The organism is Salinivibrio sp. AR647, assembly GCF_001995415.1.
Lineage (GTDB): Bacteria > Pseudomonadota > Gammaproteobacteria > Enterobacterales > Vibrionaceae > Salinivibrio > Salinivibrio costicola.
Genome location: NZ_MUFE01000001.1, coordinates 307785 through 321150, shown reverse-complemented (window position 1 = coordinate 321150; position 13366 = coordinate 307785). Strand labels below are relative to the sequence as shown.

Sequence of the window (13366 nt, the reverse complement as noted above, 5' to 3'; positions counted from 1 at the left end):
CTCTTATTCCGCGTCTGACTCAGATGAATCGTTATTGGATGAATTTTTTTTACTTGTCGGCTGTAAAATCGTGGTGACCCGTTTGTTGCTATCACTCTCGGCAACCAATTGTTGTTTGTCGATTTCGTAGGTGATCACATTGCCCTCTACCTGGTTGCCACTTTGCTCGAGCATCGCATTGGTCGACATTTTGAGATATTCATTACCGACTTCATAACGCAGTTTGTTCGCTTCGCCATGAATCTGTTTGCCGTCATCCATGGTTTGCTCAAAGGTTGCCGGTTTACCATAGGCTTCGATGGTTTCACTGCCATCTTTCCCCTCCGGGCGGATAACGATCAGTTTATCGGCCAAGATTTTAATGCTGCCTTGGGTGAGCACGACATCTTGTGTGAAGGTCACCGTATTGGTGGCCATGTCCAAATGCTGACTTTCAGATTGAATGTGAATAGGTTGCTCGGTGTCGCTACTCAGCGCTAGTGAGTAGTGCGAAAATAGCAACATCGCACCTGCTAGTGCTTTAACGAGGGGTCGTTTCATATCGGCCTTTAACATCGTCTAACAATTCCATCTGGTGGCTACCGAAGTTGCCCTTCACGCGTTTTCCTGTGGTTTGAAAACGGGTGCCCGTGATGGTGGTAGGACTATCGGACCAAAAATCTCGTGTTGTGAGGTTTAAGGTCACAGAGTCGGTGGTTACCGAATCAATTTGTGCATTCGGCAGTAAATTAAAAATACGGACATTGCCCGTCATAGTGAGCAGGTGCTCGTCCGATAAAACGGCGTAGTTTGCGCTCACACGCCACTCTTCATCTTGGCCGTCTTGATAGGTCCAAAGTACAGGCTCATTAAAATGGGTCTCATCGATTTTGGCGTAGTGCTCAAGATGCTTTGCTTCAACGGTATAACTACGCACACCGTCAGCAGTATACTGCACCGTTTCAATGTCTTCGCCGGTAAACAAAGGCTTTTCTGCATCAGGGGTGACCTGTTGCACCTTTTGCCAACGGTGCTGGGCCAATAGGTAATAGCCGCTGAGTGCACAAAGCACGATCAGTAAAAGCAGGCCTAGCCGCCGAGTCATACACTCAAACCTTTGTGTTGATCGAGCTCGCCACGGGCTTCTAGCAGCAAATCACAGACCTCTCTCACCGCGCCAAACCCACCACCAATGTGGGTGACATGATCAGCACGCGATTTTAGCAGTGGGTGGCCATCTGCGACGCAACAAGACAGCCCCACTTTTTCCATCACTGGCCAGTCAATCAAATCGTCACCAATATAAGCTGTGTGTGCGGGAAGTACATCACAGTGCGAACACAAATCTTGGTACGCGGCTAACTTGTCGCTTTGGCCTTGATACACATGTTTGACACCCAGTGCGCGCATTCGGTTCTCAACGATCTGAGATTGGCGGCCTGTAATGACAGCAACTTCAATCCCGGCGTTCATCAATGATTTTATGCCGTAGCCGTCGCGGGTATGGAATGCTTTGAGCTCTTCGCCTTGATTGCCCATATAGACGCGAYCATCAGAAAAAACCCCATCAATATCACAGATGAGTAATTGAATGGCAGCGGCACGCTGGAATACGTCGGCGGCGATAGGGCCGTACAGCGTTTCAATTACGGTAGAAGCCATTAGATCACTCCGGCTTTTAAAAGGTCATGCATGTTAAGGGCGCCAAGCAGCTGGCCGTCTTTGGCAACCAACAGCCCGTTAATTTTTCGCTCTTCCATGAGTTTAAGTCCTTCTGCCGCGAGCAACTCCGGCTCAATCGTCACCGGGCCTTTTGACATCACCGAGCCAATGGTGGTGGTATGCAAATCAATTCGCATATCTAACAAGCGGCGTAAGTCACCGTCGGTAAAAACGCCGGTCAGCTGTTGATCAGCATCGACGATAGCGGTCATCCCCAAGCCCTTTTCAGACACTTCTAATAAAGCATCGCGCACGGTGGCTGTTTCGGGCACCACGGGTAAACGCGTGCCTTGATGCATCAAATCACTAATGCGCAGTAACAGCTTGCGTCCTAATGCACCGCCCGGGTGCGAAAGCGCAAAGTCATTCGCGGTAAAGCCCCTTGCTTGCATCAAGGCCATGGCAAGGGCATCGCCCATTACTAAGGTGGCAGTGGTGCTCGAGGTAGGCGCTAATGCCAGTGGGCAGGCTTCTTGCGGGACATGAATGTTGAGATTCACTTTTGCTAACTGCCCCATGCTAGATTGCGCATTGCCCGTCATACAGACCAACGGAATGCCCAAGCGTTTAATCACGGGTAGCAAGGTTAATATCTCACCGGCCTCGCCGGAATTAGAGATCGCGAGCACCACATCGCCTTGGTTGATCATACCTAAATCACCATGGCTTGCTTCGCCAGGATGGACAAAAAACGCAGGCGTTCCAGTGCTGGCGAGGGTGGCAGCAATTTTTTTGCCAATATGGCCTGACTTACCCATTCCCATCACCACCACTTTGCCGGTGGCGTTCAGCATCAGCTGGCAAGCCGCCTCAAAACGATCATCAATGGCGGCTTTTAATTGTGCAATCGCGTCTTGCTCAATGTTAAGGACATCCAGCCCGGCGCGGCGAAAGTCAAAACTGTATTCACTCATTGTACTGTGTCCGTTTAGGCGGCAGCGTTAATAAATAGGTAACTTTGGTAACCGATATAACAAAGTAAGAAAACGGCGCCTTCGATGCGATTAATACTGCGTGATTTGCCCAACGCAAACACCAGCAACATAATAGACAGCACCAGCATAATATAATAATCACGACTCATGGCATATTCGCTGATCGCTGAGGGGTTGAGTAACCCAGGAATGGCCATGACCGCGAGAATATTAAACACATTCGAGCCGATGATATTACCCACCGCCAAATCATCTTCACCCTTCATGACGCCGGCAATCGAAGCGGCAAGCTCAGGAAGGCTGGTGCCAATGGCGATAATGGTCAAGCCAATCACCAGATCACTCATGCCAAAATACTGAGCGATGGTAACCGCGGAGTCGACCACTTGATCCGATGACAGCAACAGTAAAGGCAAGCCGATAATAATCCATATCGCCGCTTTCAGGTTGCTAACATCATTAGGAATGTCAGACTGCTGATCGGCCAATATTGGGTCGGAATCACCTGAATCTTTACCAATTTTAATCATCATTAAAATAAAGATCACAAACAGTGTGATCAGTCCCACCCCTTCGAAAAATCCTAGATGATTATTCCAAAGCAAGGCCCCCGCGAGGACGGTGACCCCAAGCATCAGTGGCAGTTCACGGCGAATAATGGTCGACCCAATCGACAGCGGCTTGATCAGCGCGGTAAAACCAATAATAAGCGCTATGTTGGCGATATTTGAGCCTAAAACGTTCCCCACTGCGGTATCGGTTTTATCGGCGAGGGCAGCGTTGGCAGATACCATCATTTCCGGTGCCGACGATCCCATGGCGAGAATCGTCATGCCGATGATTAAAGGCGAAACGCCGTAGTTTTTCGCGATTGCAGCCGCGCCAAAGACCAGTCGATCGGCACTCCATACCAGCACGATGAGTCCAACAATGAGTATGGCAACCGCTATAACCATGACACCTATCCTTTGCGTTGTGAATTTGGTTCAAATGAGGGGCAATTCTGACGGTTAAAGGGGGAAATGTGAAGCAAAAAGCCCCCATGTGAGTTATCAATTCCGGCATTTTCCACCCACTGACTTACGGATACGATAAAGATGGTTCACCATGAAGCGGGTTGCTGTGACAGGATCATCTTGATGTTGCCGCCGTGGAACGGCCACCGATAAACGGCCGCCTGCTCGCGATTAACGATTGCGCCACGGTTAAGGTTTGTATCGCAGCTAAGGCTGGTATCGTCGCCAAGGCTTATATCGCGGCTAAGGCGCGTCACAGGGCAAGGGGCGCACATTGACCTCGTCTTGACATATAAACCGTTTCTTGGCTGCTATTATCAGGGGTGGGTCACGTCCTGCTTGGCCCGATACGCAGGCTGGCTTGTGTTAGGCGGGGTGACACCTTATTATCAGCCACTTCATTTTGTTCCTTTCCAACCATGAGATGCGGCCATGGCAGCAAAGAGCCTGATAGATATCAATGGGATGACATTCTCACGGGGTGACCGATGCATTTTTGATCATGTCGACTTGCAGGTACCACGTGGGCAAATCACCGCGATTATGGGGCCCTCAGGTATCGGTAAAACCACGTTACTACGCTTGATCGCCGGCCAGCTAAAGCCAGACGCCGGTGATATTATTTTTGATGGCCACTCCATTCCCTCGCTAGGGCGTCGCCAATTATTCGATGTCCGCCAGCGCATGAGTATGCTCTTCCAATCAGGCGCCCTGTTTACCGATATGTCGGTATTCGATAATGTTGCCTTCCCGCTGCGCGAACACACAGACTTGGATGAATCCATGATTCATACCATTGTAATGCTAAAGCTTGAGGCGGTGGGATTAAGAGGGGCTGCCGCATTAATGCCCAGCGATCTCTCAGGCGGTATGGCCCGTCGAGCGGCTCTGGCCCGTTCAATTGCCCTTGATCCAGAGCTCATTTTGTTTGATGAACCCTTTGTAGGACAAGATCCCATTACCATGGGCGTGCTGGTGACCTTGATTCGTCAACTCAACCAAGCACTCGGGCTAACGTGTGTGGTCGTTTCACATGACGTACCTGAAGTGATGAGCATTGCCGATAAAGTGTATCTTTTGGCCGATAGCCGTATTATCGCCAGTGGATCGCCGCAATCGTTGCGAGATAATCCAGACCCTTGGGTGCAGCAGTTTTTAGAAGGGCATGCCGATGGGCCCGTGCCATTTCGTTATCCCGCGGGTGAGTTAAAGCAGGAGATTTTCGGTGATTAAAACACAAATCGCGGACATGGGTCGTCGAACCATGCGTGTGGCCGAGTCAATGGGCCGCGCCACCTTTGTGATGACCGGTGCGCTGGTGGGGCGTCCTCAACCGAGTAAAACTTTCCCACTGCTTATTCAACAACTCTATTCTGTCGGAGTACGCTCACTCGCGATCATTATTGTCTCCGGGTTATTTATCGGCATGGTATTAAGCCTGCAAGGGTATTTAGTCTTGTCGGACTTTGGTGCCGAGACCAGCCTTGGGCAAATGGTTGCTTTATCGCTACTGCGCGAGCTTGGCCCTGTGGTCACAGCACTACTATTTGCTGGGCGGGCGGGATCCGCGCTGACCGCTGAAATTGGCTTGATGAAAGCCACTGAGCAGCTATCGAGTTTAGAAATGATGGCGGTTGATCCGCTGCGTCGTGTCATTGCGCCCCGGTTTTGGGCCGGCGTCATCGCCATGCCCTTACTGGCGGTGATCTTTATGCTGGTCGGGATTTGGGGCGGCGAGCTGGTCGGGGTAGACTGGAAAGGCATTGATCATGGCAGCTTTTGGTCGGTGATGCAGGCATCGGTCGACCTTGGCTACGATGTGGGTAACGCGCTGATCAAAAGCCTCGTTTTTGCTATCGCCGTGACCTGGATTGCACTTTTTAACGGTTATGATGCCACGCCAACCTCGGAAGGGATCAGCCGCGCGACCACACGTACTGTGGTACATTCATCGCTGGCCGTACTCGGCCTAGACTTTGTCCTTACTGCACTCATGTTTGGGAATTAATCATGCAACAGAGTCGTAAAACAGAATTTTGGGTAGGCTGCTTTGTGATCGCAGGGATTGCAGCGCTATTAGCCCTTGCGTTTCAAGTCGCCGATGTTCAGCGTTGGGGGCGGGCAGACACCTACACCCTCACCGCTGAGTTTGACAATATTGGTGGGTTAAAAGTGCGCTCCCCTGTCAAAGTGGGGGGCGTTACTGTTGGCCAGGTAACGGATATTTCGCTCAATCCAGACACCTATGTCCCACAAGTGACACTGCAAATCAGTGAAGAAGCGGGACGTTTCCCGGAATCGAGCTCGGCGTCGATCTACACTGCAGGGCTGCTGGGCGAGCAATATATCGGTATTACCCCAGGGTTTGTCGATGAAGCGCTCGGCATTGGCTATTTAGAAGCGGGAGAAAAAATCCAAGACACCAAGTCGGCCCTTGTCTTAGAAGATTTGATTGGTCAGTTCCTCTACAGTATGGGTGATAAGGAGTAAATGGCATGAGAAAGACACTTATCGCATTTGGCTCGGCGCTGAGCTTAATGTTAGTCAGCCTTGGACAGACGGTACAGGCCAGTGAGCCGGTCGACCAATCCAACCCATATCAGCTGATTGAACAAGTCGCAGAGAATACGTTTTCGCGCATACGCAAAGATCGTACCTTGCTCCGCGCTGATCCCGATTTATTACGTGATGTCGTCAAAGACGAACTCCTACCTTATATCCATACGCGCTATGCGGCGTCGCTGATATTAGGCGCCCAGTATTATCGCAAGGCAACGCCTGAACAGCGCGATGCATTTACCGAGGCCTTCACCGAGTACATGATTGCCTCCTATGCACAGATTTTACTCGAATATGACGACCAAACCATTGAGGTTCAAAAGGATAAACCGATTGATCCGAATGATAAAATTGTCAAAGTTCGCGTTGATATGACTGACGCATCACGTCCGCCTATTCGTCTGGATTTTAGCTTACGTAAAAATACGCGGACAGGAAATTGGCAAGCGTATGACGTGACGGCTGAAGGAGTCAGTATGATCCAATCGAAGCAGTCTGAGTGGAAGACACCACTGCGTCGTGATGGTATTGATGCCGTGGTCGAACAATTAAAAGAGATCGCCAAGCGGCCCATCCGTCGTGAAGATAAGCAAAAACAGGATGCATCATGAGCGTCAACTTGACGGCTGGCAGCGAGCAGCACTATCACTTGTCAGGACGGCTTGATCGTGACACAGTGCCTGCCTTTTGGCGTCAGCGTCACCAATGGATCCCAACCGATAACGCCTTAACGTTAGACTTAAGTGCGTTATCACGTGTGGATTCAGCAGGAATGGCGATGTTGCTCCACCTTGATCGTACGCTGCGTCATCAAGGACAGCAGGTACGGTATCAAGGGATGCCTGAACAGCTAAAACTATTGTTAACGCTGAGTAATTTAGACACATTTTTTGACGATGCGGAGCATCAACAAGGAGTTTAAACGTGGAAGCAAGCGACGTTAAAGCCATTTTAGAGGCCGCTTTTTCAGAACAGGCTCAGTCAGTGGACGAGCTGCATGTGAAAGGTGATGGCAGCCACTTTGAGGTCATCGCTGTTGCAGAGATGTTTGACGGTATGTCACGCGTAAAAAAGCAACAAACGATCTATGGTCCGCTAACGGATCACATTGCGCGTAATGATATTCATGCGGTCAGCATTAAAGCGATGACACCGGCTGAGTGGGCACGCGATAAAAAGCTGATGCAGTTGTAAGAGGATATGATGCAAAAGTTTCGAGTGACGGGCAATGGCCCGCTTAAAGGTGATGTGGCCATTTCTGGCGCAAAAAATGCCGCCCTCCCGATTTTATTTGCTTCATTACTGGCTGAAGAGCCAGTCGAAGTCGCGAATGTCCCTAAGTTACGCGATATTGACACAACGATGGCCCTGTTATCACGCTTAGGGGCCAAGGTGAGTCGCAACGGGTCAGTGCATGTTGATGCCAGTGAGATTACTGAGCTCTGTGCGCCTTATGATCTCGTGAAAACCATGCGTGCGTCTATTTGGGCACTTGGGCCGTTAGTGGCTCGCTTCGGTAAAGGCGAAGTGTCTTTGCCTGGCGGTTGTGCGATTGGCGCGCGGCCCGTGGATTTGCACATTAACGGCCTTGAACAGCTCGGTGCCACCATCACGTTGGATGAGGGCTATGTGCGTGCAACCGTCGATGGTCGCTTGCAAGGCGCGCATATCGTGATGGACAAAGTCAGCGTCGGCGCGACAGTCACCATCATGAGTGCGGCGACGTTAGCACAAGGCACCACGGTGATTGAAAACGCGGCGCGTGAGCCAGAAATTGTCGATACGGCCAAGTTCCTCAACATGTTGGGGGCAAACGTCACGGGGGCAGGCACCGATCGCATTGAGATTGAAGGCGTAGAGCGTCTTGGCGGCGGTAAGCACACCGTGGTGGCAGATCGCATTGAAACCGGCACCTTCTTAGTCGCGGCCGCGGTGTCTGGTGGGCATATTGTGTGTCGCCATACCTCGCCAGAGTTACTCGAAGCGGTCCTTCATAAATTGGAAGAAGCCGGTGCCAAGGTGGTGACGGGTGATGACTTTATCGAATTAGACATGACAGACCGCGAGCTCAAAGCCGTGAACGTGCGTACCGCGCCACATCCGGGCTTTCCAACCGATATGCAAGCTCAGTTTAGCTTGCTGAACTTGGTGGCCAAAGGCACTGGAATAATCACCGAAACCATCTTTGAAAACCGCTTTATGCATGTGCCGGAATTACAACGTATGGGCGCTCATGCAGAGATTGAAGGCAATACCGTGATCTGTGGTGATACCGATAGCCTAAGCGGGGCACAAGTGATGGCGACGGATCTGCGCGCCTCTGCCAGCTTGGTAATTGCCGGCTGTATTGCAAAGGGCGAAACCTTGGTGGATCGTATTTATCATATCGATAGAGGCTATGAGCGTATCGAAGATAAACTGCAGGCTTTAGGAGCTAAAATAGAGCGCATTGACGCCGATGAAGCGAACGAGTCCAGTGATATCGCAGGCTAATTGGCCTTCATGCCTTAACACAAAAAACGCCAGCCCTCACAGGCTGGCGTTTTTTTATGGGCGCGCATTTTCGCTATGCGTTGGCTAACGCTGCTGGCGTTCATCGCCCACTTTGACCGGCAAGGTCAGGGTTTCACCGTCTCTGATCAGCGTAATGTTAAGTGTTGAGCCAGGACGTGTATCGGTCACCATATCCATCGCACCGCGTGCACCGCGCACCGGCTTGTCGTTAATTTGAATAATCAAATCTTGAGGCTGAATCCCCGCTTTTTCTGCAGGTCCGTCTTTATCAAGCCCAGCGACCATGACCCCACGTTGCTGCTCGGCATCTAATAATCGGGCCATCACCGGGTTTACATCACGGCCATCAATACCAATATAGCCGCGGATCACTCGGCCATCGGCAATCAGTTTATTCATGATTTTTGCGGTTAAACGGTAAGGGATCGCAAAGGAAATGCCATAGGTTTCAAGGTCGGTTGCTTGTTGAAAAGAGGCGGTATTGATGCCGACGAGCTCACCGCGACTGTTTACCAGCGCCCCGCCAGAGTTCCCTCTGTTAATGGCCGCATCGGTTTGGAGAAAATCCTGGCGACCATAAAAGCTCATCCCGGTCCGGCCGGTAGCGGAAATGATGCCATAGGTGGTGGTTTGCCCTAAATTATACGGATTGCCGATGGCGAGCACGGTATCGCCCACCGTGGGTTGATAGTTTTGATTGACCGGGATCACGGGGAGATTTTCGGCTTGAATTTTGAGCACGGCTAAGTCCGTACGCTGGTCTTTACCCACCATCTGTGCCGTGAAAATGCGCCCATCTTGCAAGGCAACGATCACTTGGTCGGCTTCGGCGACAACATGATAGTTGGTGACGATATAGCCTTTAGCGCTCATGAGCACCCCAGAGCCTAACCCTTGGGTATTAAGCTCTAATTTATCGTTACCGGTATAATTACGGGTGTAGATATTGACCACCGCTGGCGATGCGCGCTTGACCGCATAGCTAAATGACACCAGTTCTGCCGTGTCTTGGCCGTCGCTTTCAATAAAAGACAGTTCGGATAATACGCCCGAGCGCAAATCAGGCACCGCGACTAATAGCAAGGCAGCCGTGACTAGGCCAATAACCACGGAACGAACAAGTAAAGCCAGCATAAACAATGCCATCCTCAAGCAAAACAAAGCGAGGCTAGAGAATAGCATTGTGAGGTCGGGTTGTGGAAATCATCACCGTCCTGGGCGGATAAAAAACCATGAGCCAATAAAAATGCCTGCCGACGTGGCAGGCATCAAAATGAAGGTGTGAATAGACGCCGGTTTATCGAATCACGAGATAAAGCGAGCTGTTATCACGCACAATATTAAGGGCGAGCACACCCGGTTTATCCTCGAGCAGCTTGCGCAGATCGCCCAAGCTCTCTACTTTGTGTCGATTGACGCCAATAATAACATCGCCCGCGCGTAATCCATATCGAGCGGCAAGCGAGCCTTCTTCAATCGTGGCAACTTCGACACCTGCTGGTTTCGCATCATGGTTTTTCAACTCTGCGCCAGCCAAAGCTTTGTGCAGGTTATCCGCTTTGGTTTGCGTTTGAGCCGCTTCTTTAAGGGTTGTTTCCATCTCGAGGGTTTCACCGTCACGGATCACGCCGAGCGCAACGGTTTTACCTGCCCCTAACGTCGCAATTTTGGCGCGTAACTCACTAAAGCTGCGAATACTCTTACCGTTGACAGAGACAATAATGTCACCGGCTTTGAGCCCGGCATCGTCAGCGGCAGATTCAGACATGACCTGACTAACAAAGGCGCCGTGCTGGGTGGCAAGCCCAAAGGCATCGGCTAACTCAGCGGTCAATTCACGGCCGGTCACGCCAAGCATGCCGCGTCGTACCGAGCCATATTCGATGATTTGGTCGACCAAGCTTTTCGCCATATTCACCGGTATCGCAAAGCCAATCCCGACATTGCCGCCGTTCGGGCCCAAAATCGCGGTGTTGATCCCCATCAGTTCACCATTGAGATTGACCAGCGCACCGCCGGAGTTACCACTGTTGATCGCCGCATCGGTTTGAATAAAGTTCTCGAAGTTTTCTAAGTTCAAACCACTGCGCCCCAGTGCTGAGATGATCCCCGAGGTGACAGTTTGTCCGAGCCCGAATGGGTTACCAATCGCAACGGCAAAGTCACCAACACGTAAACGATCCGAATCAGCGAGTGGAATTTGCGTCAGATCTTTCGCATTCTCATCGAGCTGCAATAAGGCAATATCAGACATTTCGTCGCTGCCGATCAGGGTTGCATCGTATTCGCGGCCATCTTTGAGTTGGACACGGATCTCATCCGCATCATCAATCACATGATGGTTGGTCACGATATAACCTTTATTGGCATCAATAATCACCCCCGATCCCAAACCACGAAAAGGGCGCTCTTGGACTTGCTCAGACGGAACGTTGGGACCAAAGAAAAACCGAAATGCATCAGGAATACGTTGCTTAGACACCTTGTTGCCTTCCACCGCAATACTGACTACGGCTGGTGAGACTTTTTCCAACATTGGCGCCAAACTGGGCATGGCTTCACCGCTTACCGCTTGAGGCAAGGCGGCATAGCTTGGTAGAGGAGAAAGGGCCGCGCCAAGAGTTAGCGCGGCGACGCTAATTGCGAGTAAAGACTTTTTCATCATGGGTTAACTCCAATTGTCGACGTACCAATAGAGAGTGGGGATAATCTGAAAAAGTTCAATCCTCGATCAGCTGGCGCGCGAGCCTTCGTCGCTTTTTAACAAGCCCGAGGCGCTGCCAGAATAGTCACGAGGTGGATGACTGGCGGTGTCTACTTCCAGGTTGGTGATTTTCCCTAGACGCTTGGCAAAGGGATTATCTTGGTCGGGCAAGTCAGGCATCAGATCCGACGATGTCTTGGCCATATGTTGATAGAGCTTATTGTAGTCTTTCGATAAGGTATCAAGCAGTTCAGCACTTTGCGCAAAGTGATCCACCAACTCTTGGCGGTATTGCTCGAGCTCGTAACGTGACTTTTCTAGCTCCCTTTTCATATTTTTTTGTTGTTTGAGATCGCGCGTGGTCATACGGGCAATAAAAAAGCCCACCGCGATACCGATGACGAGAAAGATCAGGCTATTAATCCAGGCCATAACTGCTCCTTGTGCTCTCACATTGACTGAACACCCTGGGTATACGGGAGTCAGTCAGGGCAAGCGAAATCACTTGCCTACGTATAATAATATCGTACATCTGCTGGTGGCTTAGCAAGATGAAACGTGTGTTCACTATACATGCCAGATCGCGAACGTGGTACTCCTATACGCGCGTATTTCTCTTTCTCGCTCGCGTGTTACTATGAAAACGATGGCGATAACCAACGAGGCTTTCAAGGAATGACGCCCTTAGAACATTATAGTAACGATCTGACCCACCACCATTTTATCGAAGACCCCGCGCAACGTATGGCGGTCGAGAAACTCGATGAGCTCTACCACCGTTTACTCGCTCATCCCATCACCCCCACTACGCCGGAAAAGCGCAGCTGGTTGCCTTGGCGAAAGCGCGAACCGGCCTCTGTGACCCCAGTAAAAGGCCTATACTTTTGGGGCGGTGTGGGACGCGGGAAAACCTATTTAATGGATACGTTTTTTCATGCACTCCCTTTTGATAACAAAATGCGCATGCACTTTCATCGCTTTATGCATCGGGTACATCAAGAGCTAAGAATACTGGATGGCGAAGCGGATCCATTGCCGCAAATCGCCGATAAGTTTGCACAAGAAACCCGCGTGCTGTGTTTTGACGAATTCTTTGTCTCGGACATTACCGATGCCATGATCTTAGGGACCCTGATGGAAGCGCTATTTGCCCGCGGGATCACCTTGGTCGCGACCTCAAATATCGTGCCTGATGAACTGTATTGGAACGGGTTACAGCGCGCACGCTTTATGCCCGCCATTGACTTAATCAACCAGCACTGTGAGGTGGTCAATGTTGACTCAGGCGTTGATTATCGCCTGCGTACTCTGACCCAAGCGGCTATTTTTTATCACCCGCTTGGCGATACCGCCACCGAGACGATGCAGGCGTATTTCAAAAAACTCAATGGGGAAGGGGGGCAGCGCGACCAAGTGATAGACGTAAATAACCGCCCGCTACATACCATTGAAAATGGCGATGGCGTGGCGCATTTTAGTTTTGCTGAGCTGTGTCAGTCCGCCCGCAGTCAAACCGACTACATGGAAATTGCGCGGCTTTATCACACGGTATTAGTCGCTGACATGCCGCAATTACACAGTACACAAGACGATGCTGCGCGTCGGTTTATTGCGCTGGTAGACGAGTTTTATGAGCGTAGCGTCAAACTCATTATTTCAGCGGCGGTGCCACTCGATAGCCTCTATGATGGCGACCGTTTAGCGTTTGAGTTTAAGCGTTGCCAGTCACGCCTGATTGAAATGCAAAGCCATGACTATCTCGCATTGCCTCATTTGCCCTAAGGCTGTCTGCTGGCGAACAGTCAAACAATAACCAACTGAGAAAAACGGCGGAATTTTTTTGCGAAAAGGAGGTGATTTTTTCTCCACTCTTCCCTATAATCTCGCGACCCACCGTTACTGTTGAAAGGCTTTGGCCGGGTGTACCACCACTCGAA

At 50.8% G+C, this 13366-nt stretch carries 16 protein-coding genes; 8 read left to right on the top strand and 8 right to left on the bottom strand.

The window, feature by feature from the left end; genetic code table 11:
* Positions 1–3: 3 nt before the first annotated feature.
* The 5 genes from lptA to BZG76_RS01470 are packed head-to-tail and all read right to left on the bottom strand — an operon-like array spanning position 4 to position 3592.
* A complete protein-coding gene (lptA, locus tag BZG76_RS01490) occupies positions 4–540 on the bottom strand; it encodes a lipopolysaccharide transport periplasmic protein LptA (RefSeq protein ID WP_077460037.1) in 537 nt (178 codons plus the stop codon).
* Positions 521–1084, bottom strand: coding sequence for an LPS export ABC transporter periplasmic protein LptC (lptC, locus tag BZG76_RS01485; protein ID WP_077459898.1), 564 nt, complete (start codon positions 1082–1084; stop codon positions 521–523). Before lptC ends, lptA begins: the two co-directional genes overlap by 20 nt.
* A complete protein-coding gene (gene kdsC / locus BZG76_RS01480) occupies positions 1081–1641 on the bottom strand; it encodes a 3-deoxy-manno-octulosonate-8-phosphatase KdsC (protein WP_077459897.1) in 561 nt (186 codons plus the stop codon). The genes lptC and kdsC overlap by 4 nt, the downstream gene beginning before the upstream one ends.
* On the bottom strand, positions 1641–2615 hold the full coding sequence (locus BZG76_RS01475; RefSeq protein WP_077459896.1) for a KpsF/GutQ family sugar-phosphate isomerase: 975 nt from the start codon (positions 2613–2615) through the stop codon (positions 1641–1643). The genes kdsC and BZG76_RS01475 overlap by 1 nt, the downstream gene beginning before the upstream one ends.
* Positions 2616–2629: 14 nt before the next feature.
* The gene (locus BZG76_RS01470) at positions 2630–3592 is read right to left on the bottom strand and encodes a calcium/sodium antiporter (RefSeq protein WP_021022670.1); all 963 of its coding nucleotides are present in this window, start codon (positions 3590–3592) and stop codon (positions 2630–2632) included.
* A 492-nt stretch (positions 3593–4084) separates the two neighbouring features.
* Here BZG76_RS01470 and mlaF point away from each other — a divergent pair, with 492 nt between their 5' ends.
* From mlaF to murA, 7 genes are read left to right on the top strand one after another with little or no spacing between them, the layout of a single operon-like run.
* Positions 4085–4885 (top strand): phospholipid ABC transporter ATP-binding protein MlaF, encoded by an 801-nt coding sequence (mlaF, locus tag BZG76_RS01465; protein ID WP_021022669.1) that lies wholly within the window; start codon positions 4085–4087, stop codon positions 4883–4885.
* Positions 4881–5660 (top strand): lipid asymmetry maintenance ABC transporter permease subunit MlaE, encoded by a 780-nt coding sequence (gene mlaE / locus BZG76_RS01460; RefSeq protein ID WP_269087438.1) that lies wholly within the window; start codon positions 4881–4883, stop codon positions 5658–5660. Before mlaF ends, mlaE begins: the two co-directional genes overlap by 5 nt.
* 2 nt (positions 5661–5662) lie before the next feature.
* Positions 5663–6142, top strand: coding sequence for an outer membrane lipid asymmetry maintenance protein MlaD (gene mlaD, locus BZG76_RS01455; protein ID WP_021022667.1), 480 nt, complete (start codon positions 5663–5665; stop codon positions 6140–6142).
* 5 nt (positions 6143–6147) lie between these two features.
* A complete protein-coding gene (gene mlaC / locus BZG76_RS01450; RefSeq protein ID WP_077459895.1) occupies positions 6148–6822 on the top strand; it encodes a phospholipid-binding protein MlaC in 675 nt (224 codons plus the stop codon).
* On the top strand, positions 6819–7133 hold the full coding sequence (locus BZG76_RS01445) for an STAS domain-containing protein (RefSeq protein WP_021022665.1): 315 nt from the start codon (positions 6819–6821) through the stop codon (positions 7131–7133). The genes mlaC and BZG76_RS01445 overlap by 4 nt, the downstream gene beginning before the upstream one ends.
* A gap of 26 nt (positions 7134–7159) precedes the next feature.
* On the top strand, positions 7160–7405 hold the full coding sequence (locus BZG76_RS01440; protein ID WP_425271618.1) for a BolA family protein: 246 nt from the start codon (positions 7160–7162) through the stop codon (positions 7403–7405).
* Between the two features lie 9 nt (positions 7406–7414).
* Positions 7415–8704 carry a UDP-N-acetylglucosamine 1-carboxyvinyltransferase gene (gene murA, locus BZG76_RS01435; RefSeq protein ID WP_021022663.1) on the top strand — a complete coding sequence of 430 codons (1290 nt, stop codon included), beginning with the start codon at positions 7415–7417 and terminating at the stop codon, positions 8702–8704.
* An 84-nt stretch (positions 8705–8788) separates the two neighbouring features.
* On the opposite strand, the gene degS is transcribed toward murA, so the two are convergent.
* The 3 genes from degS to zapG form a co-directional block, all read right to left on the bottom strand.
* Positions 8789–9859 carry an outer membrane-stress sensor serine endopeptidase DegS gene (gene degS / locus BZG76_RS01430; protein WP_077459894.1) on the bottom strand — a complete coding sequence of 357 codons (1071 nt, stop codon included), beginning with the start codon at positions 9857–9859 and terminating at the stop codon, positions 8789–8791.
* Positions 9860–10022: 163 nt separating this feature from the next.
* On the bottom strand, positions 10023–11387 hold the full coding sequence (locus BZG76_RS01425; protein ID WP_108743643.1) for a Do family serine endopeptidase: 1365 nt from the start codon (positions 11385–11387) through the stop codon (positions 10023–10025).
* A 69-nt stretch (positions 11388–11456) separates the two neighbouring features.
* Positions 11457–11861, bottom strand: a complete 405-nt coding sequence (zapG, locus tag BZG76_RS01420; RefSeq protein ID WP_077459892.1) for a Z-ring associated protein ZapG — start codon at positions 11859–11861, stop codon at positions 11457–11459.
* Between the two features lie 243 nt (positions 11862–12104).
* Here zapG and zapE point away from each other — a divergent pair, with 243 nt between their 5' ends.
* Entirely contained in the window at positions 12105–13211 is a 1107-nt protein-coding gene (gene zapE, locus BZG76_RS01415) for a cell division protein ZapE (protein ID WP_077460036.1), read from the top strand.
* Positions 13212–13366 lie beyond the last annotated feature (155 nt).

Coding starts and splice junctions, on each gene's coding strand:
- mlaC (WP_077459895.1), top strand. CDS start 6,148: ATGAGAAAGACACTTATCGCATTTGGCTCGGCGCTGAGCTTAATGTTA.
- mlaF (WP_021022669.1), top strand. CDS start 4,085: ATGGCAGCAAAGAGCCTGATAGATATCAATGGGATGACATTCTCACGG.
- degS (WP_077459894.1), bottom strand. CDS start 9,859: ATGCTGGCTTTACTTGTTCGTTCCGTGGTTATTGGCCTAGTCACGGCT.
- lptC (WP_077459898.1), bottom strand. CDS start 1,084: ATGACTCGGCGGCTAGGCCTGCTTTTACTGATCGTGCTTTGTGCACTC.
- BZG76_RS01445 (WP_021022665.1), top strand. CDS start 6,819: ATGAGCGTCAACTTGACGGCTGGCAGCGAGCAGCACTATCACTTGTCA.
- BZG76_RS01425 (WP_108743643.1), bottom strand. CDS start 11,387: ATGAAAAAGTCTTTACTCGCAATTAGCGTCGCCGCGCTAACTCTTGGC.
- mlaD (WP_021022667.1), top strand. CDS start 5,663: ATGCAACAGAGTCGTAAAACAGAATTTTGGGTAGGCTGCTTTGTGATC.
- BZG76_RS01470 (WP_021022670.1), bottom strand. CDS start 3,592: ATGGTTATAGCGGTTGCCATACTCATTGTTGGACTCATCGTGCTGGTA.
- lptA (WP_077460037.1), bottom strand. CDS start 540: ATGAAACGACCCCTCGTTAAAGCACTAGCAGGTGCGATGTTGCTATTT.
- murA (WP_021022663.1), top strand. CDS start 7,415: ATGCAAAAGTTTCGAGTGACGGGCAATGGCCCGCTTAAAGGTGATGTG.
- zapG (WP_077459892.1), bottom strand. CDS start 11,861: ATGGCCTGGATTAATAGCCTGATCTTTCTCGTCATCGGTATCGCGGTG.
- BZG76_RS01475 (WP_077459896.1), bottom strand. CDS start 2,615: ATGAGTGAATACAGTTTTGACTTTCGCCGCGCCGGGCTGGATGTCCTT.
- zapE (WP_077460036.1), top strand. CDS start 12,105: ATGACGCCCTTAGAACATTATAGTAACGATCTGACCCACCACCATTTT.